This window comes from Streptomyces sp. NPDC004134, assembly GCF_042874195.1.
Taxonomy (GTDB): Bacteria; Actinomycetota; Actinomycetes; order Streptomycetales; family Streptomycetaceae; genus Streptomyces.
This window is the reverse complement of the sequence record NZ_JBIAMS010000002.1, coordinates 405,550-429,754: the sequence shown is the minus strand read 5'-3', so window position 1 is coordinate 429,754 and position 24,205 is coordinate 405,550. Positions and strand designations below refer to the sequence as shown.

The window sequence follows — 24,205 nt, the reverse complement described above, 5'->3', positions numbered from 1 at the left end:
CTTGACCCCCGTGAAAGGCATACTGTAGACAATATTCTGTCGACTAGGAAAGAGCCCCCGCGATCGCATCGCACGCAAGGGAGCCCGCCAGTGAAAGTCGCAGTTGTCGGTGCCGGCGCGATCGGTGCCTACGTCGGAGCAGCGCTCCACCGCGCCGGTGCCGACGTCCATCTCATCGCCCGCGGACCGCACCTGGCCGCCCTGCGCCGCGCAGGCGTCAGCGTGCTCAGCCCGCGAGGCGACTTCACCGCCCGCCCCGAGGCGACGGACGACCCGGCGGCCGTAGGCCCCGTCGACTACGTCTTCCTCGGGCTGAAGGCGAACTCGTACGCCACCAGCGGTCCGCTCGTCCACCCGCTGCTGCACGACAAGACGGCGGTCATCGCCGCCCAGAACGGCATCCCGTGGTGGTACTTCCACGGGCTGCCGGGCCCGTACACCGGACAGCGCATCGAGAGCGTCGACCCCGGCGGCGCCGTCACCAGGACCCTGCCGCCCGAGCGCGCCATCGGCTGCGTCGTCTACGCCGCCACCGAACTGGCCGCGCCCGGCGTCGTACGCCACCTGGAGGGCACCCGCTTCTCCATCGGCGAACCGGACGGCGCCGTCAGCCCGCGCTGCCTCGACTTCAGCGCCGCCATGGTGGCCGGCGGGCTCAAGTGCCCGGTCGAGCCCGACCTGCGCAACGACATCTGGATCAAGCTGCTCGGCAATATCTCGTTCAACCCGATCAGCGCGCTCACCCGCGCCACCATGGGCGAGATCGCCGGGCACGACGGCACCCGCGAGCTGGTCACCGCCATGATGCGGGAGACCCTGGAGGTCGCCGCGCGGCTCGGCAGCCGGCCCGGGATCTCCATCGAACGGCGGCTGGACGGCGCCGCGCGCGTCGGCGACCACAAGACCTCCACCCTCCAGGACCTGGAGCGGGGCAAGCCGCTCGAACTCGACGTGCTGCTCGCGGCCGTGGTCGAGCTGGCCGGCCTGACCGGCGTCCCCGTGCCGACCGTGCGCGCCATCGCCGCGGTCGCGGGACTGCTCGCCGAGACGACGGCCCGTACCCCCGCCGCGGCAGACCGGAGCAACCCGAGCGACCCGAGTAACCCCAGCGACCCGAGCAGCGTCAGCAACCCCAGCAACCCCAGCGACCCCAGCAGCCAGGACACCGCCAGGAGCGCCTCATGAAGGACCGCAACAGGACCCCGAAGCAGTACCCGCGGCTCACCCACCCGCTCGTCCGCGGCGCGGACGGCGAGCTGCACCGGGCGACCTGGGAGGAGGCGCTGGACGCCGCCGCGCGCGGCTTCGCCGCGACCACGGACGCGCACGGCCCCGACGCGTTCGGCATGTTCTCCTGCGCCCGCTCCACGAACGAGATGAACTACGTCGCGCAGAAGTTCACCCGCGTCGTCATCGGCACCAACAACGTCGACTCCTGCAACCGCACCTGCCACGCCCCCAGCGTCGCGGGCCTGTCGGCCGTCTTCGGCTCCGGCGGCGGCACCTCCTCGTACGCGGAGGTCGAGGAGACCGACCTGATCGTGATGTGGGGGTCCAACGCCCGCTTCGCGCACCCGATCTTCTTCCAGCACGTGCTGAAGGGCATCCGCAACGGCGCCCGGATGTTCGCCGTCGACCCCCGCCGTACGGGGACCGCCGAGTGGGCCGACCGCTGGCTCGGCCTCGACGTGGGCACCGACATCCCGCTCGCCCACGCCGTCGGCCGCGAGATCATCCACGCCGGGCTCGCCAACACCGCGTTCATCGAACGCGCCACCAGCGGCTACGAGGAGTACGCCGCCGCCGTCGAGCCCTGGACCCTGGCCGCCGCCGAGCAGGTCACCGGCGTCCCGGCCGCGGCGATCCGCGAGCTGGCGCACGCGTACGCCACGGCGGAGCGCGCCCAGATGTGCTGGACCCTCGGCATCACCGAGCACCACAACGCCACCGACAACGTCCGCGCCCTGATCAACCTCGCCCTCCTCACCGGCCACGTCGGCCGCCACGGCAGCGGGCTCCAGCCCCTGCGCGGCCAGAACAACGTCCAGGGCGGCGGCGACATGGGCGCCATCCCCAACCGGCTCCCCGGCTTCCAGGACATCCTGGAGCCGGCGGTGCGGGAGCGCTTCGAGACCGCCTGGGACGCCGTCATCCAGCCCCGCTACGGCCTCAACCTCACCGAGATGCTCGACGGCATCGAACGGGGCACGCTGAAGGCCGTCTACTGCATCGGCGAGAACCCCGCGCAGTCCGAGGCCGACAACGAGCACACCGTGCAGCGGCTGCGCGCCCTCGACCACCTCGTCGTCCAGGACATCTTCCTGACGAAGACCGCGCTGCTCGCCGACGTCGTGCTGCCCGCCTCCGCCGCCTGGTGCGAGACCGAGGGCACCACGACCAACAGCGAACGGCGCGTCCAGCGCGTCCGCAAGGCCGTCCGCCCGCCCGGCGAGGCGCGCGACGACATCGACATCCTCTGCGAGCTGGCCCGCCGGCTGGGCCACGACTGGAAGTACGGCGAGGCGCAGGAGGTCTGGGACGAACTGCGCGCGGTCTCGCCCGACCACCGCGGGATGACGTACGCGCGGCTGGAGGAGCACCAGGGCATCCAGTGGCCCTGCCCCAGCGAGGACCGGCTGGAGCCGACGTACCTGCACGGCCGCCTCTGGGAGGCCGACCCCGAACGCCGCGGTATGCGGGCGGCCTTCGGCCCGGTGCTGCACTCCCCGCCGGTGGACCTCCTGGACCACGACTACCCGCTGCGGCTGACGACCGGCCGGCGGCTCGACTCGTACAACACGGGCGTGCAGTCCAGCGGCTTCGCATCGCCGCTGCGCCGCGGCGAGAACATCGAGCTGTCCCCGGAGGACGCGGCGGCCTACGGCGTCGCCCACGGCGAGGAGGTCCGCATCACCTCGCGCCGCGGCTCGGTCGTCGCCCCGGTGTGGATCGACGAAGGGCTGCGGCCCGGGCTGGCGTTCATGACGCTGCACTTCCCGGACGAGGTGGATACCAACCAGTTGACGATCGAGGCCACGTGCCCGATCGCGGGCACGGCGGAGTACAAGGCCGCGGCCGTACGCATCGACAAGCTCGCCGACCGGCAGGCGGTGCCGTCGTGGACCTGAAGTACACCGACGCCAAGCCCTCCGACGCCGAACGCGCCGCCGTCGACGAGCTGCTGGGCCCGGCCCCGACGGGCTGGGAGGGCGGCGAGCGCGACGCGGCGGACCTGCGCTGGGCGAAGGGCGGCCACGAGGCCCGCGACCGCCGCGACCTCCTGCTCCCGGCGCTGCACGCGGTCAACGACCGGGTGGGCTGGATCAGCGAGGGCGCGCTTGACTACATCTGCCGCCGCCTGACGGTCCCGCCGGCGGAGGCGTACGGGGTCGCCACCTTCTACGCGATGTTCTCCCTGCGCCCGCGCCCGGCGACGGTGCTCCACGTCTGCACGGACATCGCGTGCGCGGCGAGCGGATCCAAACGCGTGACGGAGTCCCTGACGTCTCGCCTGGGCCCGCCGGGCACTCCCGCGGGCGGCGCGACATGGCAGGAGAGCCCGTGCCTGGGCCTGTGCGAACGGGCCCCGGCGGCGCTGGTGATACGGGCGGGGGAGGCGCCGGAGGGAGAGGCACCGGAGGGGGATGTACCGGAGGGGGAGGCGGCGGGGGGCGGGGGCGCGGCTCCCGGGTTCGGGAAGGGGCGGGACCGGGGCACACCCACCACCGCCGTCGTCGCCCCCGCCACCCCCGACGCCCTCGTCCTCGCCGCCCGGGATCCCGCCCGGGCCGACCGCGAACCCCCGCCCGCCGCCGCCGTTCCCCAGACCGGCGACCCCGGCCTCGTCCTCCTCCGCCGCGTCGGCACCACCGACCCGGCCGACCTCGACGACTACCGCGCCCACGGCGGCTACACCGCCCTGCGCAACGCCTTCGCCCTCGGTCCCGCCGGCGTCATCCGCGAGGTCACCGACGCCGGTCTCCTCGGCCGCGGCGGCGCCGCCTTCCCCACCGGGCGCAAGTGGCAGGGCACCGCCTCCCAGCCCGTCCGCACCCGCTACCTCGTCTGCAACGCCGACGAGTCCGAGCCCGGCACCTTCAAGGACCGCGTGCTTATGGAAGGCGACCCCTACGCCATCATCGAGGCCATGACCATCGCCGGCTACGCCGTCGGCGCCCACCGCGGCTACCTCTACCTCCGCGGCGAGTACCCCCGCGCCCTCGACCGCCTCACCCACGCCGCGGACCGCGCCCGCGCCCGCGGCCTCCTCGGCGACGACGTCCTCGGCCAGGGCTACGCCTTCGACATCGAGATCCGCCGCGGCGCCGGCGCGTACATCTGCGGCGAGGAGACCGCGATCTTCAACTCCATCGAGGGCCACCGCGGCGAGCCGCGCAGCAAGCCCCCGTTCCCCACCGAGCGGGGCCTCTTCGGCAAGCCCACCGCCGTCAACAACGTCGAGACCCTGGTCAACGTCCTGCCGATCCTCACCCACGGCGCCGCCGCCTTCGCCGCGACCGGCACCGAGTCCTCCACGGGCACCAAGCTCTTCTGCATCGCCGGCACCGTCGACCGCCCCGGCGTCTTCGAGGTCCCCTTCGGCGCCACCCTCCGCGACCTCCTCGACCTCGCCGGCGGCCCCCCGCCCGGCCTGCGCGCCGTGCTGCTCGGCGGTGCCGCCGGCGGCTTCGTCCGGCCCGACGAACTGGACGTGCCGCTGACCTTCGAGGGGGCCCGCGCCGCGGGCGCCACCCTCGGCTCCGGCGTCGTCCTCGTCCTGGACGACACCGTCGACCTGCCCCGCATCCTCATCCGCGTCGCGGAGTTCTTCCGCGACGAGTCATGCGGCCAGTGCGTACCGTGCCGCGTCGGCACCGTGCGGCAGGAGGAGGCCCTGCACCGCATCGCGGACCTGCGCGGCGCGGCGGCCGCGGCCGACGTCGCGCTGCTGCGCGAGGTGGGCCAGGTCATGCGCGACGCCTCCATCTGCGGTCTCGGCCAGACCGCGTGGAACGCCGTGGAGTCCGCCATCGACCGCCTGGGAGCCTACGAATGAGCAGCGTCCCGCTCGGCCTGCCGCGCCGCCGCGTCGAGTTCGAACTCGACGGCGAGACCGTCCACGCCCTGGAGGGCGACACGATCCTCGACGCCTGCACCGCCGCCGGCAAGGACATCCCGACCCTCTGCTACGGCGACACGCTCACGCCCAAGAACGCCTGCCGGGTCTGCGTCGTGGAGGTGGAGGGCGCCCGGGCGCTCGCGCCCGCGTGCTCCCGCCGCGCGGAGCCGGGCATGAAGGTCCGTACGGGCAGCGAGCGGGCCCGGCACAGCCGCAAGCTGGTCCTCGAACTCCTCGCCTCCTCCACCGACTTGTCGACGACGCCGCATGTCGCCGGCTGGATCGAGGAGTACGGCGCGGAGCCCGGCCGGTTCGGCCCGGACGCGGCGACGGTGGGGGACCGCGGCGCGAAGGTCGACAACGACCTCTATGTGCGCGAGTACGGCAAGTGCATCATGTGCTACAAGTGCGTCGACGCCTGCGGCGACCAGTGGCAGAACACCTTCGCCATCGCGGTTGCCGGCCGGGGGTTCGACACGACGATCGCCGTGGAGCACGACGGGCCGCTGCCCGATTCGGCCTGCGTCTACTGCGGCAACTGCATCGAGGTCTGTCCCACCGGGGCGCTGAGCTTCAGGACCGAGTACGAGATGCGCGCGGCCGGCACGTGGGACGAGGACGCGCAGACGGAGACGACGACGGTGTGCGCGTACTGCGGGGTGGGCTGCAACCTCACGCTGCACGTGCAGGACAACCGGATCGTCAAGGTCGGCTCGCCGCACGACAACCCCATCACGCGGGGCAACCTGTGCATCAAGGGCCGGTTCGGCTACCAGCACGTCCAGAACGTCCAGGGTACGGAGTGATCGGCGATGGGTCGGGTGACGGTGCGGCGTCCGGTGGTGCGGGTGCGCGGGGGGCGGGTGGACCGGCGGGCGGACACGCTGGTGGCGGAGGAGCCGCTGGAGATCCGGCTGGCGGGCCGGGCGCTGGCGATCACGATGCGGACGCCGGGTGACGACTTCGCACTGGCGGCGGGGTTCCTGGTCAGCGAGGGGGTGGTGGCCGAGGGCGGTGAGCTGGCGGGCATCACGTACTGCGCGGGGGCGGTGGACGGTACGGAGGGCGGGAACACGTACAACATCGTGGACGTGCGGCTGGCCGCGGGAGTGCCGGTCCCGGACGTCTCGCTGGAGCGGAACGTCTATACGACGTCGTCGTGCGGCCTGTGCGGGAAGGCGAGCCTGGACGCGGTCCGTACGACGACGCGCTGGCCCCTGGCCGACGGCGGTATGCGGCTGACGCCGGAGACCCTGGCCGTGCTGCCCGACCGGCTGCGGGCCGGGCAGCGGGTCTTCGACCGCACCGGGGGGCTGCACGCCGCCGCGCTGTTCACCCCGGACGGGGAACTGATCGACCTGCGCGAGGACGTGGGCCGCCACAACGCCGTCGACAAGCTGATCGGCCGCGCCCTGCAACAGGACCGCCTCCCGCTCGCCGGCACCGTGCTGATGGTCTCGGGCCGCGCCTCCTTCGAGCTGGCCCAGAAGGCCGCGATGGCCGGCATCCCCGTCCTGGCCGCCGTCTCCGCTCCCTCCTCCCTCGCCGTCGACCTCGCCGCCGAGACCGGCATGACCCTCGTCGGGTTCCTCCGCGGCGACACCATGAACGTGTACGCAGGCGAACACCGCATCGCCCCGCACCGTACGGTCGCGGGCGTCTGATCGGCCCCGTCGCGTGCGCGGGCGCGGGGCCGGCCGGCGGGGTGCGCCCCCTGCGCCGGCCGGCCCCCGACGCCCGCGCGGCCCGCTCACGGGCCGCCCCGCCGACGTGCCCTCTTGACCGGAGCTTTGGCCCGCCCCTCTTGTCCCGGCCGCGCGTTCACCGAAGACTTGACGCAATGAGCAAAATGCACACCTGCGTTGGAGCGTGAGCGACCACCGTGACCGGGAAGAGAACGCTGGGCCCTCGGGTGCGGCCGCTCGGGCCCCGCCCCGGCCGTCCCGACACCAGGGCGGACATCATCCGGGCCGCCAAGCGCATGTTCGCCCGCGGCTACGGCGCCTGCAGCCTGCGCGCCGTCGCGCGCGAGGCGGGCGTCGACCCGTCCCTCCTCGTCCAGTTCTTCGGCAGCAAGGAAGGGCTGTACCTGGCCGCCATCGCCGACGTGATGCGCCCCGACGACGTGCTCGGGCGGATCATCGGCGACGCCTCCGACGGGCTTGGCGGGCGGCTCGCCGCGTATTACTTCGATCTGTGGGACGACGCCGAGACCAGGTGGCCCTTTCAGGCGATCCTGCTCTCCGCCGCCTCGTACCAGCCGGCCGCCGCCATCCTGCGCGACTTCATCACCCGCGAACTGGTCGCCCGCATCGCCTCCCGCGCCGTCAAGGACCGCGCGGAGCTGCGCGCAGGACTCGCGGGGTCCCACCTCGTGGGCACCGCCCTGGTGCGCTACGTGGTGCGCTTCGGCCCGCTCGCCGAGTTGCCGCGGCCGGAGTTGGCCGAGATCGTGGGCCGTACCATCGACGGCTATCTCTTCGGCCCGCTTCCCGCCGCGCCGAGTTAGCGCGCCGAGTCAACCTCAGGAGTGTCTGCTGCGTCACGGGTGGGGGCAGTGGCGTGCGGGTCCGGCCGCGATCTAGAATCGCGAGCTAACTCAACAGATGTTGATAAAGGGCTTCGTGCCGTGATGGACTCGGCTCAATCGGCGCATCTGCCGGAGGGAGAGCAATGGCCTTCGACATACCGGGCTACATCAACACGGCCGGACGCGTCCAGGTCGACGATCTGGATCTCGACGCGTTCGCCGAGCGCCCGCTGTCCGCGGAGGCGCTGCGCTGTCTGCGGTACATGTCGGACGTGGAGAGCCACACGGTCTGCTACCTGCGGGACGTGCTGGTCACCCCCTCGCACCGGGACCCGGACGTCACGGCGTTCATGTCGATGTGGGCCTTCGAGGAGTTCTGGCACGGCGAGGCGATCGACTCGGTGCTGCGCGCCCACGGGCAGAAGGCCGACTACGACCACATCCGCGAGGTGCGCGAGGCGCAGGGGCTCAAGGACCGGCTGGCGCCGATCTACCAGTCCATCGCGGCCAACGCCATCGGCGACGACTTCGTGGCCGTGCACATGACGTGGGGTGCCATAAACGAGTGGTCCGCGCACGCCGCGTACGGCAGCCTCATCGAGAAGGAGCAGCACCCCGAGCTGACCAAGCTGCTCGGCCGCATACAGCGTCAGGAGTCCCGTCATCTCGCGTTCTACGCCAGCCAGGCCAAGGAGCGCCTGGAGCGCTCCCAGCGCGCCCGTTCAGTGGCCCGCTGGGTGACCGAGCGCTTCTGGCAGCCCGTCGGCTCCACCATCCAGCCCGTGGAGGAGACCCGGTTCGTGCTGCGGCACCTGCTTGGTGACGACGCGGGCGCCGCCGCCGTGCGCAAGATCGACGAGAAGGTGCACAAGCTTCCCGGCATGGCCGGGCTCAACCTGGTCCAGCGCGGCGTCGCGGGCTTCGGCGCCGGCGTGCCCGTCGACGACCTGGGCAGCGCCAAACGCAGCTCCCGCAAGCGGCTGGTCGCCGGCGCCGCGGTGGTCGCGGGCGCGGCCGGGATCGCCGCCGTACGACGTCGATCGGCGGGCTCGCACGCATGACGGACGCCGGCCCCGCCGCGCACCAAGGCCCCGCCGCCGACCGGCGCGGGCCCACCGCAACCGCCGCCGGTGACCCCGCGGCCGCCCCCGCCCCGGGGCCGGCCGCCGCGGAGTCCGGCGAGCCGGACGCGGGCGCGGCCGCCACCGCGCTGCTGGCGGAAGTCGGACGACTCGGCAGCGTCGCGGTGGCATACTCCGGTGGCGTGGATTCCACGGTCGTCCTCGCCGCGGCCGTACGCGCCCTCGGCCCCGGCCGGACCGTCGCCGTCATCGCCGACTCGCCCGCCCTGGCCCGCGGCGAGCTGGCCCTCGCCCGCGATACGGCGGCGGACCTCGGCGCCGAACTCGTCGTGCTGGACAGCGACGAGCTGTCCGTCGCGGGCTATCGCGCCAACGCCGGCGACCGCTGCTACTTCTGCAAGCAGACCGTCCTCGGCCGGGTTTCCGGCTACGCCGCGGAGCACGGCTTCGCGCACGTCGCCACCGGCACCCACCTCGACGACCGCCGCGCCGCCCACCGCCCCGGGCTGCGCGCCGCCAAGGAACTCGCCGCCGCCGAGCCGCTGGCCGCCGCCGGGCTCGGCAAGGCCGCGGTGCGCGCGCTCGCCCGGGCGTGGGGGCTGCCGGTCGCGGAGAAGCCGGGCATGCCGTGCCTGGCGTCGCGGATCGCCGTGGGCGTCACGGTCTCCAAGGACCGGCTGCACCTGGTCGAACGGGCCGAGGAGCGGGTCCGCGAGACGCTGGACGAGCACCGGGTGGGCGCCCGCGACGTCCGCGTACGGCTGCTGAAGCAAGGATTCCGGATCGAGCTGGACGCGCCCGCGCACCGCGAGGTCGCCGCCGCCCACGGCCTCGGCGACACGCTGCTGCGCGAGGTCGCCGCCGTCGGCCCGCTCGGCGAGGGCAGCCTCGCCCCGTACCGTACGGGCGCGGTGAGCACCGCCGCCCGCGCCGCCTCGCGCACCGTCTCTTCCGACGGAGCGCCGACGCGATGAGCGAGCCGCGCGGCAGCGCCCTCGACGCCACCGGCACCCCGTGGGCAGAGGCGGGGCTGCTCGCCGGCGAGATCGCGGAGGTCGGCGACTTCGCCCGCCTCGACGTGGACCGGCGGCGCCGCACCGGCGTGCCCGAGGTCGTCTACGCGGACGGCAAGACCCCGCAGCAGACCCTCCAGCTCCTCGCCGAACTGCGCCGCCGCGCACCGGACTCCCCGGCGCTGGCCACCCGCTGCCCCGAGGAGGTGCTGCGGGACGCGCCCGACACCTTCGCCGACGAGCCGGTACGGGTCGACACCCGCGCCCGCACCGTCACCGTGGGCCCGCTGCCGGCCCCGCGCGGCACCGTCGCCGTGCTCACCGCGGGCACCAGCGACCTGCCCGTCGCCCGCGAGGCCGTCGCCACCCTCGACGCGCTCGGCACCGGCTCCCGGCTCTACGCCGACGTCGGCGTGGCCGGTCTTTCCCGGCTGCTCTCGGTGCTCGGCGACGTGCGCGCCGCGGACTGCGCGATCGTCGTCGCGGGCATGGACGGCGCCCTCCCGAGCGTCGTCACCGGACTGCTCAGCGCCCCCGTCGTCGGCGTCCCCACCAGCGTCGGCTACGGCTTCGCCGACGGCGGCCGCGCCGCCGCGGGCGCGATGCTCGCCACGTGCGCCCCCGGGCTCACCGTCGTCAACATCGACAACGGCTTCGGCGCCGCGGTGCACGCCGCCAAGATCGTGGGGGTACGCGCCGGTGACTGAACAGCGCAGCGCCCGCCCCGCCTTCGCGTACGGCGTCGCTCACACGGGGGAGGCCGCCCCGCGCGCCGGTGTGGCGGCGGAGACGTACGGGAAGGGCTCTCCCACCGATCATGAACGGGACTCGCCGGGGGTGACACACGGTGGCTGAGGGGACGGCCGCGGCCCATCTCGACTGCACCGCCGGGGTGGCCGGCGACATGCTGCTCGGCGCGCTGCTCGACGCCGGCGCGCGCCTCGCCGCCGTGCAGGAGGCGGTCGCCGCGCTCAAGATCGACGGGCTCGGCGTGTCGGTGGCGCGCGACCGCCGCGGCGGCTTCGGGTGCAACCGCGTCACCGTCCACCGCCCCGCCGTGCCCGACCACCACCGCCACCTCGCGGACGTCCTCGCCGACCTCGACCGCGCCACCGGGGCCGGACTCGCCGCGCCCGCCGCGGACTTCGCCGCCCGCGTCTTCCGGCTGCTCGCCGAGGCCGAGGGCAAGGCGCACGGGACCACCGCCGAGGAAGTCCACTTCCACGAGGTCGGCGCCTTCGACGCGCTCGCCGACGTGGTCGGCTGCGCCGCCGCCCTCGCCGACCTCGGCCTGCTCGACCCCGGCGCCGCCGTCACCACCTCCCCGCTCGCCGCCGGCAGCGGGGAAGTCGACTGCGCGCACGGCCGGATGCCCGTCCCCGTACCCGCGGTGCTGCACCTGGCCGCCGCCGGCGGCCTCGCGCTGACCGGCGGCGGGCTCGCCGGCGAGCGCACCACCCCCACCGGGGCGGCGCTCGTCGCCGCACTTGCCGCGCCAGGACCGCTGCCGGACATGGCGGTACGGGCCGTGGGCACCGGCGGCGGCCGCCGCGACACCCCCGACCGCCCCAACATCACCCGCGTCGTCGTCGGCACCCGCACCGCCAACGCGGCCGGCGGGCCCGCCGAGGGCGAGGTCACGGTCGTGGAGAGCACCGTCGACGACCTCGACCCGCGGCTGTGGCCGTCGGTCCTCGCCGCCCTGCGCGCCGCCGGCGCGTGGGACTGCTGGACCACCGAGACCGTCGGCAGGCACGGCCGCCCCGGCCGCGTCGTCACCGCGCTGTGCGCGGCGGACGTGCGGCCCGCCGTGGCCGACGCGCTGTTCCGGCACACCACCACGCTCGGCGTCCGCTGGTCCGCCCACCGGCGCCTGATGCTGCCCCGGCAGAGCGCCGTGGTCGCCGTGGGGCCGCCCGGCGCCGAGCAGCAGGTCACCGTCAAGGTCGCGGAAGCACCCGGCGGCGCGCTCACCGTGCAGCCGGAGCTGGCCGAAGCGGAGGCCGCCGCGGCCGCGCTGGGCTGGCCCGTACGCGCGGTGTGCGAAGCTGCCGCAGTCCGCTACCGGGGCGACCTGGCGGTGCCGCGGCCCGCCACCGGTTGACGCCGGTCCGCAACAGAAACAGAGACCGGCATATGCAAGACCAGATCAGGGGAGGGCACGAGTGACGGGGACTTACCGCATCGGGCGACTCGACGACGCGCACGTCCTGCTGACTGGGGCCACCGGCTTCATCGGGCAGGCGCTGCTGGAGCGGCTGCTGTCCGGCCATCCCGGCACCCGCGTCTCGATCGTCGTCCGCCCGCGGGGCAACGGCGGCGCCGCCGACCGCTTCCGCCGCCTGCTGCGCAAGGACGTCTTCCGCACCTGGCGCGAACAGGTCGGCGACGAGGCCGCCTTCGCCGAGGCGGAGCGGCGCGTCACCGTCATCGAGGGCGCGCTCGACAAGCTGGAGGACGTCGAGTTCCCCGCTGACATCGACGTCGCCATCCACTGCGCCTCGTCCGTCTCCTTCGACCCGCCCATCGACGAGGCGTTCAGCAGCAACGTCTCCGGCGCCGTCGCGCTGTACGAGAAGCTGGGCCGGCAGGAGCGCCCGCCGCACATCGTGCACATCTCCACCGCGTACGTCTCCAGCGGCGGCCAGGGCCTCGTCCGGGAGGGCCGGCTCACCCACGACGTCGACTGGCGCGGCGAGCTGGCCCAGGGCCTGGCCGCGCGCGACGACGTCGAACGCGCCTCCCGCCGCCCCGAGGTGCTGCGCAAGGCGCTGGAGAAGGCCGGCCGCGACCACGGCAAGGCGGGCCCGCAGATCGCCGCCAAGGACGCCGAGGACGCCCGCCGCGCGTGGGTCGAGGAGCGGCTCGTCGAACACGGCGCCATCCGCGCCGAGATCCTCGGCTTCTCCGACGTCTACACCTTCACCAAGGCGATGTCCGAGCGCGCCGTCGAGGAGCTGTGGGCGGACCGGCCGCTGTCGATCGTGCGGCCCGCGATCGTGGAGAGCGCACTGCGGCACCCGTACCCCGGCTGGATCGACGGCTTCAAGATGGCCGACCCGCTGATCATCGCGTACGGCAGCGGGCTGCTGCGCGACATGCCGGGGCAGCCGGACACCGTGATGGACGTCGTCCCCGTCGACCTCGTCGTCAACGCCACCCTCGCCGCCGCGGCGGCGCCGCCCGAGGAGGGCGCGGGGCCGCACTACTTCCACGTCGGCTCCGGCGCCACCAACCCCCTCACGCTGCGCGACCTGTACAAGCACGTGCACTCCTACTTCCGCCGCGACCCGCTGCCGGAGAGCAGCGGCCGCGGCCACGTCCGGCCGCCGTCGTGGACCTTCCCGGGCGCCGCCCGGGTGGAGTTCGCGCTCGGCGCCGGGGAGCGCGCCGCGAACCTCGCCGACAAGCTCCTCGGCCAACTGCCCGGCACCGAGCGCACCCAGGAGTGGGCGAGCAGGCTGCACAAGGAGAAGCGCTCGCTGGAGACCCTGCGCCGCTACTCCGACCTGTACGGTGTCTACACCCGTACCGCCGTCGTCTACGACGACCGCGAGCTGCGCGCGCTGAACGCCGCGCTGCCCGCCGACCGCGCCGCGGAGCACGGCTTCGACCCCGCCGGGATCGACTGGTACACGTACCTCGAAGAGATCCACTGCCCCAAGGTCACCGCGCCGCTGCGGGCCAGGACCGGCGGCGGCCGCAGGACCCGCAAGCCCAACCCCGCCGCGCTCCCGCCCGGCGGCGACGTCGCCGCCGGCAGCACGGCCGCCGTCTTCGACCTGGACGGCACGATCATCGCCTCCGACATCGTCGAGTCCTACGTCTGGACCCGGCTGGCGTCGCTGCCCCGCGGGCGCTGGGCCCCCGAGCTGTTCGACCTCGCCCGCAACGCGCCGCGCTACCTGCTCGCGGAGCGGCGCGACCGCGGCGACGTGATGCGCACCTTCTTCCGCCGCTACGAGGGCGCACGCGCCGAGGAACTGCGCGCCCTGGTCGAGGAGCAGGTCGGCGACGCGCTGCTGCACCGCGTGATGCCCGAGGCCGTACGCCGCATCCGCGCCCACCGCGCCGCCGGCCACCGCACCGTGCTCATCACCGGCAGCCTCGACCTGCTCGTGGAGCCGCTGCGGCCGCTCTTCGACGACATCGAGGCGACCCACCTCGCCGAGCACGACGGCGTCCTGACCGGCTTCCTGCGCACCCCGCCGATCGTCGGCGAGGGCCGCGCGGCCTGGCTGCAGAGCCACGCCCGCGAGCGGGAGATCCACCTCGGCGCCAGCTTCGGCTACGCCGACAGCTACTCGGACCGGCCGCTGCTGGAGGTCGTGGGCAAGCCGCACGCGGTCAACCCCGACACCCGGCTGTTCCGGCACGCCAAGCGCCACCGCTGGGAGATCGCCCGCTGGGGGACGCACACCGCGAGCCGCTGGGACGCGCTCGCGGGCACCGTGATCAGCCACACCCGGCCGCGTCCCGTACGGGCCCTGCCCGCGGCCGGCCGCACCGCATCCGACGGAGAGGCCCGATGAGCCTGGCGCTTCAGTACCACCGTTCGCCCGCGCGCTTCCTGGCCGCCCGCGGGCTCAGCCGCACCCGCAGCCGCGCCGCCGGCTCGCTGGCCGGCTCGCTCGCGCCGCTGCGGCTCGCGCGCGACCGGCGCGAACTGCCCAAGGGCGACGGCTGGACCCGGCTGGCGCCCAGCCTGTCCGGCATCTGCGGCTCGGACCTCGGGATGCTCAACGGCACCGTGTCGCCGTATCTGGCGGCGCTGACGTCCACGCCGTTCGTACCCGGACACGAGGTCGTCGGCACCACCGTCGACGACCTGCCGACCATCCCGCGCGGCACCCGCGTCGTGCTCGACCCGGTGCTCTCCTGCGCGGTACGCGGCCTGCCCGAGTGCGACGCCTGCCGGGCCGGGCACACCAACCGCTGCGACCACATCACCTCCGGGCACCTGTCGCCCGGCATGCAGACCGGCTACTGCGCCGACACCGGCGGCGGCTGGGCCCAGCGCATGGTCGCCCACGAGCACCAGCTCCGCCCGGTGCCCGACGACCTGCCGGACGAGCGCGCGGTGCTCGTCGAGCCGCTGGCGTGCGCGATCCACTCGGTCCGCCGGGTGCCGATCGAGCCGGGCGCCTCGGTGCTGGTCATCGGGGCCGGCACGGTGGGCCTTTTCACCGTGCTCGCGCTGCGGCAGCTCACCGAGGCAGGCACCATCCACGTCGTCGCCAAGCACGGCCACCAGCGCGAACGGGCGCTGGCGCTGGGCGCGGACGAGGCTGTCGAGCCGGACCGCGCGCTGCGCGCCGTCCGCCGGATGACCTCGGCGCTCGCCCAGCGACCGGAAATGGGCTCGGAGTTCCTGCTCGGCGGGGCGGACATCGCGTTCGAGTGCACCGGCGGCGGCGCCGGCCTCGACACCGCGCTGCGTACCGTACGGGCCGGGGGGACGGTCGTCGTGTCCGGCATCCCGGGGGGTGCCGACCTGACCCCGCTCTGGTACCGGGAGCTGAGCCTCGTCGGTGCGTACACGACCAGACGCCGCGAGGACGTCACCCCCGACGACCCCGACGCGGGCCCCGACGGCCGCGCCGGCACCGACTTCGACAAGGCGGTGCAGCTCGCCGCCACCGCGCCCCTCGACGGCTACGTCGAACGCTATGCGCTCCAGCAGTGGCGCCCTGCGCTGGAGCACGCGTTCGCGGCCGGCTCGGCGGGCTCCGTCAAGATCGCCTTCGACCCGACCCTGGACGGCTGACCGGGGAAGAATGGCAGGCTGGGGGCCGGTACCGTAGTCGGCCGCCCCCCACCGCCGTACGCAGCCGCCGGGCACCCGACGCCCGCACCGCCGCCCGCTGCAGGCGCCGGCGACCACACTGAGGAGAGAGCGTGAGCAGACCAGGCTTCGTGCTGGAAGTCGACGAACGAACCCCGCCCCTGCTGGTGCACGAGGGCGAGAATTTCCGGCTGGAGCGGCTGCCCCACGGCACCCGGGTGATCTACCCGCCCGACTCGCTGCCCGGCATCCGCGACGTCGACGGGGTCATCCGCCGCGCGCTGCTCGAACCGCACGGCAGCGAGCCCCTGCCGGAGCTGCTGTTCGCCGGCATGCGGCTGACGATCGTCTTCGACGACCTGTCGCTCCCGCTGCCGCCGATGCGCCGGCCCGACGTACGCCAGCGGATCATCGAGCAGGTGCTGGAGATGGCGGCGGCGAAGGGCGTCGACGACGTCGAGCTGATCGCCGCCAACGCCCTGCACCGGCGCATGACCCCGGCGGAGCTGCAGCACGTCGTGGGCGACCGGGTGTTCCGGTCGTTCTTCCCGCAGCACCTCACCAACCACGACGCCGAGGACCGCGACAACCTCGTGCACCTCGGCGACACCGCGGAGGGTGAGGAGGTCGAGATCAACCGGCGGGCGGCCGAGAGCGACCTCGTCGTCTACGTCAACATCACCTCGACGGCGATGAGCGGCGGCCCCAAGTCGGTGTCGGTGGGCCTGGCCAGCTACCGCAGCATCCGCCACCACCACAACGTGCACACGCTGCGGCACTCCCGGTCGTTCAACGACCCGCCGAAGTCGGCCATGCACCACTCGTACAACCGCATGCACGACCTGATCGGCGGCCAGGTCAAGGTGTTCACCGTCGAGACGACGCTGAACAACGACACCTTCCCGTCCGCCACCCGCTTCCTCAACAAGCGCGAGTGGGAGTGGAACTACGGCGACCAGGCCGCCTACCTCGCCTCCCGGCGCGGCAACTCGCTGATGACGCCGTCGATGCGGCGCCGGCTGTGGCACAAGACGGAGGCGCCGTACGGGGTCACGGGCGTGAACGCGGGCGCGCCGAGCGAGGTGCACCCGATCACCCTGCGCAACGTCCACCGCCAGCAGCTCACCGAGGTGCAGGGGCAGGCGGACGTCGCGGTGTACGGGCTGCCGTACATCTGCCCGTACAACGTCAACTCGGTGATGAACCCGATCCTGACGATGTGCCTGGGCCTCGGCTACTTCTTCAACCTGTATCTGAACAAGCCGATCGTGCGCGAGGGCGGCGTCGGGATCTTCTACCACCCGATGCCGAACGAGTTCCACCCCGTGCACCACCCCAGCTACATCGACTTCTACGAAGAGGTGCTGGCCGAGACCACCGACCCGGCGGTCATCGAGGCCAAGTTCGAGAAGCAGTTCGCCACCGACCCGTGGTACACGCACCTCTACCGCAAGAGCTACGCCTACCACGGCGTGCACCCCTTCTACATGTGGTACTGGGGCGCGCACGCGATGCAGCACCTTGGCCAGGTCATCTTCGTCGGCGCGGACCGCGGCGCGGCGTCCCGGCTCGGCGTGCAGTCGGCGTCGACGCTGAACGACGCGCTGCAACTGGCCTCGCAGACGGTGGGCACCAGCCCCTCGATCACGTACCAGCACATGCCGCCGCTGACCCTGGCGTCCGTCCGATGAGCGGCGCGAAGGGCCCGCGCAAGGGCGGCAAACCGGGCCGGGGGAGCCTGCGCGGCGACCTGGCGATGGTGCGTTCCGGCCGCGACTGGCGCGGCCGGGCCCTGGCCCCCCGCGGCTACCGCACCCCGGGCGGCGGCGCGGCGGGCTTCGGGGCGGGGAAGGTGGAGCAGAAGACGTTCCCCACCGCGTGGGCGCGGACACCCGCGGCCCGGGCGGTGCGCAACGTCCTCCAGCGCGGGGTGCTCAAGCAGTACGCGTGGGCCAAGACCCGGCCGCAGATCGAGGGCCTGGACCTGCTGGAGTCGCTGCGCGGCCCGGCGATCTTCGTCGCCAACCACTCCAGCCACCTCGACACCCCGCTGATCCTCGGGTCCCTGCCCCGCCGCATCGCCGACCGCACGGCGGTCGGCGCGGCGGCGGACTACTTCTTCACCTCCACGGCGGTCAGCATCACCACCGCCCTGATGTTCAACGCCTTCCCGGTGGACCGCCACGGCTCGCGCCGCGGCGGGGTGTCGCTGCCGGCGGAGCTGATCGACGACGGCTGGAGCCTGCTGCTGTACCCGGAGGGCACGCGGTCGCACGACGGCTGGATGAGCTCGTTCAAGATGGGCGCGTCGCGCCTGTGCGTGAACATGGGCATCCCGGTCGTCCCGGTGGCGGTCCGCGGCACGTTCGCCGCTATGCCCCGCGGCAAGGCGCTCCCCACCCGCACGGGCACCCGCCTGGTGGTCCGCTTCGGCCGCCCCCTGCCGCCGCAGACGGGCGAGTCCGTCACGGACTTCCGCGCCCGCATGCTGCGCCACATCGCCGCTCTGTGGGCGGAGGAGGACCTGGGCTGGTACCAGTCGCTCCGCGCGGCGGAAGAGGGCCGCCTGACCCTCCCGGAGGGCCGCACGACGGCGCTCCCGCTGACGGCGACGCCGGTGGAACAGGGCAAGCCGGTGGCGGAGTGGCGGCGCGTCTGGGAGGCGACGAGACCCTCGCTGGGGGACGGCCGCCGGAAGGTGTGGCGGGACGACTGATCCGCCCACCCCCGAATCCCACCCGCGCCGAAGGCGCGGGTCATGGGGCCAGGGCGCAGCCCCGCGGGGGTACGGGGGCGGAGCCCCCGACTGGGCCGCGCGGCAGGCGCGGTAGGGGGTCCGGGGCGCAGCCCCGGTTTCGGGAAGGGGCGGGTCGGGGAACGCCCTCCGGCTTGCCCGCACCGCCCGCGCGGGCAGTCGGGTCCTGCCCGGTGCCGGAGGCATCGGAGCGGGGTTCGGGGCGCGGCCCCGGGGCGCAGGGGCGGAGCCCCTGGATGCCGCTTGCCGTGCGGCGGGCGCGGTCGCGGGGTTCGGGGCGGCAGCCCCGGGTTCGGGGCGGGGCGGGGTGGGGGAACACCCCCCGGCACCGGGCCCCGTGTCAGTGGGCGGTGGCAGACTCGGGCGTATGCGCTGGGCCATGGCCGACGGACCCCGCGGCGGGGTCGTCGTCTGCCCCGTCGACGCCTCCGGCAACCCCCAAGGCCCCGAGCACACCTACCCCCACGCCGCCCACGCCCTCCGCCGTCACCCCACCGCCGACCGCTGGATCTGGTCCTCCACCGCCGCGTTCTACCCCCGCCTCCTCGACGCCGGCGAAACCGTCGCCCGCTGTCACGACGTCGAAGCCGCCGAAGCCGTCCTCCTCGGCCACGAGGGGATGTGGGGCCTGCCCCGCTCCCTCGCCGCCGCCTGGGCACGACTCCGCGGACTGCCCGTGCCGAAGGACCCACCGCCCCGCTCGTTCGCCGGCGAGCCGGAGCCCACCCTCTTCGACACCGCCCCCGCCCGCCCCCACGGCACCGACGACCTGCCCGCCCTCCTCGCCGTCCACGCCGCGCAGCAGGACCGGATCGCCGCCTCCGCCCACCCGCACCGCCTGCGCCTCCTCCTCGCCGCCGAGTCCGCCGGGATGCTCGTCGCCGCCGAGATGCACCACGCCGGCCTGCCCTGGCGCGCCGACGTGCACGACGCCCTGCTCACCGAGCTGCTCGGCGGCCGCTACCCCGGCGGCCTGGAGCCGCCCCGCCTCGCCGCGCTCGCGGACGACGTGTCCCGTGCGTTCGGCGAGCGGGTCCGCCCCGACCTGCCCGCGGAGGTCGTCCGCGCGTTCCGCAAGGCGGGCGTCAGGATCACCTCCACCCGCAAGTGGGAGCTGCAGGACATCGACCACCCCGCCGTGGCACCGCTGCTGGAGTACAAGAAGCTCTACCGGCTGCACACCGCCCACGGCTGGTCCTGGCTGCAGACCTGGGTGCACGACGGCCGGTTCCGCCCCGAGTACCTGCCGGGCGGCGCCATGTCGGGGCGCTGGACCACGCACGGCGGCGGCGCGCTGCAGATTCCGCGGGTGGTGCGCCGCGCGGTGGTCGCGGACGAGGGCTGGCGGCTGGTGGTGGCCGACGCCGACCAGATGGAGCCGCGGGTGCTGGCGGCCGTCTCCGGCGACCAGGGGCTGATGGCGGCGGCGGACGGCACGCGGGATCTGTACGAGGCGCTGGCGGCCCGCGCGTTCGCGGGCGGGCGCGCGGAGGCGAAGCTCGCGCTGCTGGGCGCGATCTACGGCCAGACCTCAGGCGACGCGCTGAAGTACCTGGCGGATCTGCGCCGCCGCTTCCCCGCCGCGGTGGCGTACGTGGACGAGGCCGCCCGCGCCGGCGAGGAGGGCCGGCTCGTCCGCAGCCATCTGGGCCGCACGTGCGCGCCGTCGGACGCGGCGGACGACGGCGAGGCGGGGCTGCCGCAGGAGGACGACGGGGAGGGGGCGACGGCGCGCGGGGGCGCCGCGGCGCGGGCGCGGGGCCGGTTCACGCGCAACTTCGTGGTGCAGGCGAGCGCGGCGGAGTGGGCGCTGTGCCTGCTGGCGGCGCTCCGCCAGGAGCTGGCGGGGATGCGGGCGGAGCTGGTGTTCTTCCAGCACGACGAGGTGATCGTGCACTGCCCCGAGGCGGAGGCTCCGGCGGTGGAGAAGGCGCTGACGGCGGCGTCGGCGCGGGCGGGGGAGGTGATGTTCGGGGAGACGCCGGTGGTGTTCTCGTTCACGACGGCGGTGGTGGAGTGTTACGCGGACGCGAAATAAGGAGGGGCGGAGCGTACGGACCACACGGTAGAACGGGTACGTGCCCAAGACCCCGCCGCAGAACGCCCCGCACCGAGAAGCCACACGGCACGAACGGCCACCGCAGGACCCCGAACCGCAAGACCCCGCACGACAGGACCCCGCACCGCCCCCACCGACCCGACCCGACCCCCCGGCCCCCCTCGTAGCCCGCCTCCGCGCCGCCGGCTGCGTCTTCGCCGAGGACGAGGCCCGCCTCCTGACGGCCGCCGCCCCCACCCCCGCCGAGCTGGACGCCCTCGTCGCCCGCCGCGTCGCCGGGTGGCCGCTGGAACAGGTCCTGGGCCGGGCCGAGTTCTGCGGGCTGGACATCGCCGTCGAGCCCGGCGTGTTCGTACCCCGCAGGCGCAGCGAGTTCCTGGTCCGGCACGCCGCGGCAGCGGCGGCGACCGCCCCCCGCCCCGTCGTGCTCGACCTGTGCTGCGGCTCCGGCGCCATCGGTGCCGCCGTCGCCGCCGCCGTGCCCGGCGCCGAACTGCACGCCGCCGACGTCGACCCCGCCGCAGTCCGCTGCGCCCGGCGCAACGTCGGGCCGGCCGGCACCGTCTACGAGGGCGACCTCTACGCGCCGCTGCCCGCACGCCTCCGCGGCCGCGTCGACGTGCTCGTCGTCAACGCCCCGTACGTGCCCACCGACGAGGTCCCGTTCCTGCCGCCCGAGGCCCGCGACCACGAACCGCTGACCGCGCTCGACGGCGGCGCCGACGGGCTGGACGTGCAGCGCCGCGTGATCGCCGCGGCCCCAAAGTGGCTGGCGCCCGGCGGGCTGCTGCTCGTGGAGACGAGCGAGCGGCAGGAGCCCCGTACCCGCGCGGCCGTCGTCGCCGCCGGACTGACGGCGCACACGGCGGCGTGCGCGGACCTGGCGGCGACGGTCGTCACCGGCCGCGCGCCGCGGGCGGGCGGCGCGCGGCCCGGCGCGGGCCCGCCTACACGAACCCCCGCACCCGGTGCTGCATGACCCGGTACGGCCAGCCCGCGGAGGTGTTCCACTGGCTCACCGCCAGATGCAGGTTGTCCGGCGTCGACCCGGGGATCACGTAGCCGCCGTACAACTGCGCCACGTGTGAGTCGTCCTCGTTGCCCCACTGCCCGCCCCACACCAGCGTCCGCCGGTGCGCCTCGTACAGGTTGGACGTGGGGGTGTCCATGAGGATGCCGTCGATGCGGTAGTCGGCCTCGTTGAACCACGTGAGGATCCACTTGCCCGCCATCGGCCGCAGGCACATCTCGCCGAAGCGCCCCTCCAGCACCGGCGTCGGCGGATTGCCCCACGCCCAGGCGCCGTTGCGGTAGCCCCACGGCTCGTACGCGCCGGGGTCGGCGATCCGGGCCGACGGCACCCGCTGGAGGATCATCGGCTTGCTGCGGGTGAACTCCGTGGAGAACACGTACACGAAGCCGTCGTTGCCCTCTCCCCAGGTCAGCAACTGGAAGAGGCCGCCGTGCAGGTCGGGGGCGAACTTCGCGCCGGTGTGCACCCAGGTGGCGCCGTTGTCGTCGGAGCGCCAGATCTCCGTCCAGACGACGTTGCCGAGGCCCTTGTTGACCATGGCGTGCAGATACATCGTCGAGCCGATGGTGATGACGTCGGACGGCAGGACGGTGGAGAAGACGGGGTTGTCGTGCTCGTACGCCCAGAGTTGCTGCGCCGCCGCCCCGCCCACCGCGCCGGACCAGGTGACGCCGGCGTCGAGGTTCGCCGTCCGGGAGTACAGGGCGACGGGCGAGCGCCACCAGCCGCCGCCGACGCGCGCCTCCTCGAAGGTGTCGCCGAAGACGAAGAGCATCCGGCCGTCCGGCGTACGCACGGGGATGCCCAGGTCGGTGGCCTCCATCCGGTACGCGGTGGTGATCCCGGGCCCGGTGAGGTCCCGGATCTTGGTCACCTCCAGGGCCGCGGCTCCGCGCCCGGCCCCGGGGGCGGCCCCGCCCTCCGCGCCCGCCGGCTCCGCCGCCGCCTTCCCGGTCCCCAGCAGCACCCCGCCGCCGACGGCGGCACCGGCCGCCGTTCTCAGGAACCGCGCCCTGCTCATGGGCGCGCCGCGGCCCGCTCCGACTTCGCGATGACTGCCCATGGGCCCTCCCGAAGGTCCCGAGAAATCGATTTCACGAACTCGGCAACAGAGCCTTCCATCGCGTTCCCGCACCGTCAACAACGCCGACACGCCCCCGCGCAGCCGCGCGCGATGAGTTCCGGCCGCCAGGCTGGTCGACACCTCCGAGGAAACGCGGCACACGAAGGACCGCGGAAGAACGCGCACCACGAGGAGTCCGCATGACCGAAAAGACATCCCGCGAGCCCGAGCCGGCGCTCCACCCCGGCTTCAGCGACGCCGAGGCCACCGCCACCCCCTGGCCGGACGCCCGCCGCCAACTGGAGACCGCCGGGGTCTTCTGGCTGACGTCCGTGCGCCCCGAGGGCCGCCCCCACGTCACCCCGCTGATCGGCGTCTGGCTGGACGGCGCCGTCTACTTCTGCACCGGCGCCGAGGAGCGCAAGGCCCGCAACCTCGCCGCCAACCCGCACTGCACCGTCGTCACCGGCGCCAACGCCCTGGACGAAGGGCTCGACGTAGTCGTCGAGGGCGACGCCGCACAGGTCCGCGACCCCGGTCTGCTCGGCCGGGTCGCGGACGCGTACATCGGCAAGTACGGCCGTACCGTCACCTCGCCCGAGGGCACCTTCCACGGCCTGCCCGAGGCCGTACGCAACGGCGAGGGCCCGCTGGTCTTCGAGGTGGTCCCGAGGGTCGCCTTCGCCTTCGCCAAGGGCAAGCCGTTCGGCCAGACCCGCTACCGCTTCGCCGCCGGCGGGCCCGGCGGAGCCTGAGCCGCGGGGGCCCGGGTGGCGCGGCGGCGGGCCCGCCGCGTCACGGCTTGCGGCCGACGCCTCCGGCCATCAGGCGCTCGTAGAGCTTCAGATCCATGCGGACCGGCCTGTCGGGACGCCAGTGCGGCAGCGAGACCACGCCCGGTTCCAGCAGTTCGAGACCGGTGAAGTAGCTCTCGATCTCGGCGGCGGTGCGGAAGCGGCCGGTGCCGAGGAAGGACAGGAAGGTGTCCTGCAGTGCCCGGGCCTCCTCGCCGACGTCGCAGAACGCGGTGATCACCAGGTGGCTGCCCGAGGGGACCGCGTCCATGTACGCGTCCACGATGCCCTGCGGGTCCTCGTCGTCGTGGAGGTGGTGGAGGATGCCGACGAGCAGGATCGCCACCGGACGGGAGAAGTCGATCAGCCGGCGCACGTCGGGGTGCTCCAGGATCTCCCGGGGGCGCCGCAGGTCGGCGGTGATGACGAACGTGTCGTCGTTCTCCTGCAGCAGGGCGCGGCCGTGGGCGAGCACGATGGGGTCGTTGTCGACGTAGACCACGCGGGCGCCCGGCAGGTGGCGCTGGGCGACCTGGTGGGTGTTCTCCATGGTCGGCAGCCCGGCGCCGAGGTCGATGAGCTGGTCGATGCCCGCCTCCGCGGTCAGGTAGCGCACCGTGCGGCCCAGCGCCTCGCGGTTGAGCCACGCCAGGTCGTCGATGTGCGGCATGGTCTGCCGCAACTGGTCGGCGACGGCGCGGTCGACCTTGTAGTTGTCCTTGCCACCGAGCACCACGTCGTAGGCCCGGGCGATGCTGGGCTTGGTGGTGTCGATGTCGCCGGGTCCCGGTTTGGCCGCCCGCCCGTTGCCCTCGTCCTGCACAACAGTCCCTTTCTGCCCGCCTGGTGACGTGGGGGGCGAGCCTAGCCGCTGCCACCCGGCGCCGCATCATGGGTCAACGACCTTGAGCCATGGGGCGATTGGTGATGGCGAGAAGTACGGGTTCGCCTTGACGGGCGGCAAGGGCGCTC

General features: G+C 74.2%; 19 protein-coding genes. 17 read left to right on the top strand and 2 right to left on the bottom strand.

Going from position 1 to position 24,205, the window contains the following annotated elements; translation table 11 throughout:
- The first annotated feature begins 90 nt into the window (after positions 1-90).
- The 16 genes from ACFYVJ_RS05065 (at position 91) to ACFYVJ_RS04990 (ending at position 21,322) form a co-directional block, all read left to right on the top strand.
- The gene (locus ACFYVJ_RS05065) at positions 91-1,185 is read left to right on the top strand and encodes a 2-dehydropantoate 2-reductase (protein WP_388886708.1); all 1,095 of its coding nucleotides are present in this window, start codon (positions 91-93) and stop codon (positions 1,183-1,185) included.
- Complete coding sequence (locus ACFYVJ_RS05060; protein WP_388886706.1) at positions 1,182-3,128, top strand: molybdopterin oxidoreductase family protein; 1,947 nt, start codon at positions 1,182-1,184, stop codon at positions 3,126-3,128. The genes ACFYVJ_RS05065 and ACFYVJ_RS05060 overlap by 4 nt, the downstream gene beginning before the upstream one ends.
- Positions 3,119-5,056, top strand: a complete 1,938-nt coding sequence (locus ACFYVJ_RS05055; protein WP_388886705.1) for an NAD(P)H-dependent oxidoreductase subunit E — start codon at positions 3,119-3,121, stop codon at positions 5,054-5,056. The genes ACFYVJ_RS05060 and ACFYVJ_RS05055 overlap by 10 nt, the downstream gene beginning before the upstream one ends.
- The gene (locus ACFYVJ_RS05050) at positions 5,053-5,925 is read left to right on the top strand and encodes a 2Fe-2S iron-sulfur cluster-binding protein (protein WP_326794785.1); all 873 of its coding nucleotides are present in this window, start codon (positions 5,053-5,055) and stop codon (positions 5,923-5,925) included. The genes ACFYVJ_RS05055 and ACFYVJ_RS05050 overlap by 4 nt, the downstream gene beginning before the upstream one ends.
- Before the next feature lie 6 nt (positions 5,926-5,931).
- Positions 5,932-6,783, top strand: coding sequence for a formate dehydrogenase accessory sulfurtransferase FdhD (gene fdhD, locus ACFYVJ_RS05045; RefSeq protein ID WP_388886704.1), 852 nt, complete (start codon positions 5,932-5,934; stop codon positions 6,781-6,783).
- A gap of 218 nt (positions 6,784-7,001) precedes the next feature.
- Complete coding sequence (locus tag ACFYVJ_RS05040) at positions 7,002-7,628, top strand: TetR family transcriptional regulator (protein ID WP_388886703.1); 627 nt, start codon at positions 7,002-7,004, stop codon at positions 7,626-7,628.
- Positions 7,629-7,792: 164 nt separating this feature from the next.
- Complete coding sequence (locus ACFYVJ_RS05035) at positions 7,793-8,710, top strand: ferritin-like domain-containing protein (RefSeq protein ID WP_388886702.1); 918 nt, start codon at positions 7,793-7,795, stop codon at positions 8,708-8,710.
- Positions 8,707-9,705, top strand: coding sequence for a TIGR00268 family protein (locus ACFYVJ_RS05030; RefSeq protein WP_388886701.1), 999 nt, complete (start codon positions 8,707-8,709; stop codon positions 9,703-9,705). The genes ACFYVJ_RS05035 and ACFYVJ_RS05030 overlap by 4 nt, the downstream gene beginning before the upstream one ends.
- On the top strand, positions 9,702-10,451 hold the full coding sequence (larB, locus tag ACFYVJ_RS05025; protein ID WP_388886699.1) for a nickel pincer cofactor biosynthesis protein LarB: 750 nt from the start codon (positions 9,702-9,704) through the stop codon (positions 10,449-10,451). The genes ACFYVJ_RS05030 and larB overlap by 4 nt, the downstream gene beginning before the upstream one ends.
- 140 nt (positions 10,452-10,591) lie before the next feature.
- Positions 10,592-11,848 carry a nickel pincer cofactor biosynthesis protein LarC gene (larC, locus tag ACFYVJ_RS05020; protein WP_388886698.1) on the top strand — a complete coding sequence of 419 codons (1,257 nt, stop codon included), beginning with the start codon at positions 10,592-10,594 and terminating at the stop codon, positions 11,846-11,848.
- A 61-nt stretch (positions 11,849-11,909) separates the two neighbouring features.
- Positions 11,910-14,276, top strand: a complete 2,367-nt coding sequence (locus ACFYVJ_RS05015) for an HAD-IB family hydrolase (RefSeq protein WP_388886697.1) — start codon at positions 11,910-11,912, stop codon at positions 14,274-14,276.
- Positions 14,273-15,511: a zinc-binding dehydrogenase gene (locus ACFYVJ_RS05010; protein ID WP_388886695.1), complete on the top strand. Its 1,239-nt coding sequence runs from the start codon at positions 14,273-14,275 to the stop codon at positions 15,509-15,511. The genes ACFYVJ_RS05015 and ACFYVJ_RS05010 overlap by 4 nt, the downstream gene beginning before the upstream one ends.
- A gap of 131 nt (positions 15,512-15,642) precedes the next feature.
- A complete protein-coding gene (locus tag ACFYVJ_RS05005) occupies positions 15,643-17,220 on the top strand; it encodes a lactate racemase domain-containing protein (RefSeq protein WP_388886694.1) in 1,578 nt (525 codons plus the stop codon).
- Positions 17,217-18,245, top strand: a complete 1,029-nt coding sequence (locus tag ACFYVJ_RS05000) for a lysophospholipid acyltransferase family protein (protein ID WP_388886692.1) — start codon at positions 17,217-17,219, stop codon at positions 18,243-18,245. Before ACFYVJ_RS05005 ends, ACFYVJ_RS05000 begins: the two co-directional genes overlap by 4 nt.
- Positions 18,246-18,651: 406 nt before the next feature.
- Complete coding sequence (locus ACFYVJ_RS04995; RefSeq protein WP_388886690.1) at positions 18,652-20,322, top strand: bifunctional 3'-5' exonuclease/DNA polymerase; 1,671 nt, start codon at positions 18,652-18,654, stop codon at positions 20,320-20,322.
- Positions 20,323-20,362: 40 nt separating this feature from the next.
- Positions 20,363-21,322 (top strand): putative protein N(5)-glutamine methyltransferase, encoded by a 960-nt coding sequence (locus ACFYVJ_RS04990; protein WP_388886688.1) that lies wholly within the window; start codon positions 20,363-20,365, stop codon positions 21,320-21,322.
- Here the strand turns inward: ACFYVJ_RS04990 and ACFYVJ_RS04985 are convergent.
- A complete protein-coding gene (locus ACFYVJ_RS04985) occupies positions 21,291-22,439 on the bottom strand; it encodes a DUF4185 domain-containing protein (RefSeq protein WP_388886686.1) in 1,149 nt (382 codons plus the stop codon). The two genes, ACFYVJ_RS04990 and ACFYVJ_RS04985, sit on opposite strands and share 32 nt — an antisense overlap.
- Positions 22,440-22,639: 200 nt before the next feature.
- Here ACFYVJ_RS04985 and ACFYVJ_RS04980 point away from each other — a divergent pair, with 200 nt between their 5' ends.
- Complete coding sequence (locus tag ACFYVJ_RS04980; RefSeq protein WP_388886684.1) at positions 22,640-23,194, top strand: pyridoxamine 5'-phosphate oxidase family protein; 555 nt, start codon at positions 22,640-22,642, stop codon at positions 23,192-23,194.
- A 40-nt stretch (positions 23,195-23,234) separates the two neighbouring features.
- Here the strand turns inward: ACFYVJ_RS04980 and ACFYVJ_RS04975 are convergent, their stop codons facing one another.
- Positions 23,235-24,056, bottom strand: a complete 822-nt coding sequence (locus ACFYVJ_RS04975) for an SAM-dependent methyltransferase (RefSeq protein ID WP_388886682.1) — start codon at positions 24,054-24,056, stop codon at positions 23,235-23,237.
- Between the last annotated feature and the right edge of the window lie 149 nt (positions 24,057-24,205).

Bases quoted from the DNA above. Each gene is read 5' to 3' on its own strand.
- fdhD (WP_388886704.1), top strand. From the start codon at position 5,932: ATGGGTCGGGTGACGGTGCGGCGTCCGGTGGTGCGGGTGCGCGGGGGG.
- ACFYVJ_RS05060 (WP_388886706.1), top strand. From the start codon at position 1,182: ATGAAGGACCGCAACAGGACCCCGAAGCAGTACCCGCGGCTCACCCAC.
- ACFYVJ_RS04985 (WP_388886686.1), bottom strand. From the start codon at position 22,439: ATGGGCAGTCATCGCGAAGTCGGAGCGGGCCGCGGCGCGCCCATGAGC.
- ACFYVJ_RS04995 (WP_388886690.1), top strand. From the start codon at position 18,652: ATGCGCTGGGCCATGGCCGACGGACCCCGCGGCGGGGTCGTCGTCTGC.
- ACFYVJ_RS05030 (WP_388886701.1), top strand. From the start codon at position 8,707: ATGACGGACGCCGGCCCCGCCGCGCACCAAGGCCCCGCCGCCGACCGG.
- ACFYVJ_RS05050 (WP_326794785.1), top strand. From the start codon at position 5,053: ATGAGCAGCGTCCCGCTCGGCCTGCCGCGCCGCCGCGTCGAGTTCGAA.
- ACFYVJ_RS04980 (WP_388886684.1), top strand. From the start codon at position 22,640: ATGACCGAAAAGACATCCCGCGAGCCCGAGCCGGCGCTCCACCCCGGC.
- ACFYVJ_RS05000 (WP_388886692.1), top strand. From the start codon at position 17,217: ATGAGCGGCGCGAAGGGCCCGCGCAAGGGCGGCAAACCGGGCCGGGGG.
- larB (WP_388886699.1), top strand. From the start codon at position 9,702: ATGAGCGAGCCGCGCGGCAGCGCCCTCGACGCCACCGGCACCCCGTGG.
- ACFYVJ_RS05035 (WP_388886702.1), top strand. From the start codon at position 7,793: ATGGCCTTCGACATACCGGGCTACATCAACACGGCCGGACGCGTCCAG.
- ACFYVJ_RS05010 (WP_388886695.1), top strand. From the start codon at position 14,273: ATGAGCCTGGCGCTTCAGTACCACCGTTCGCCCGCGCGCTTCCTGGCC.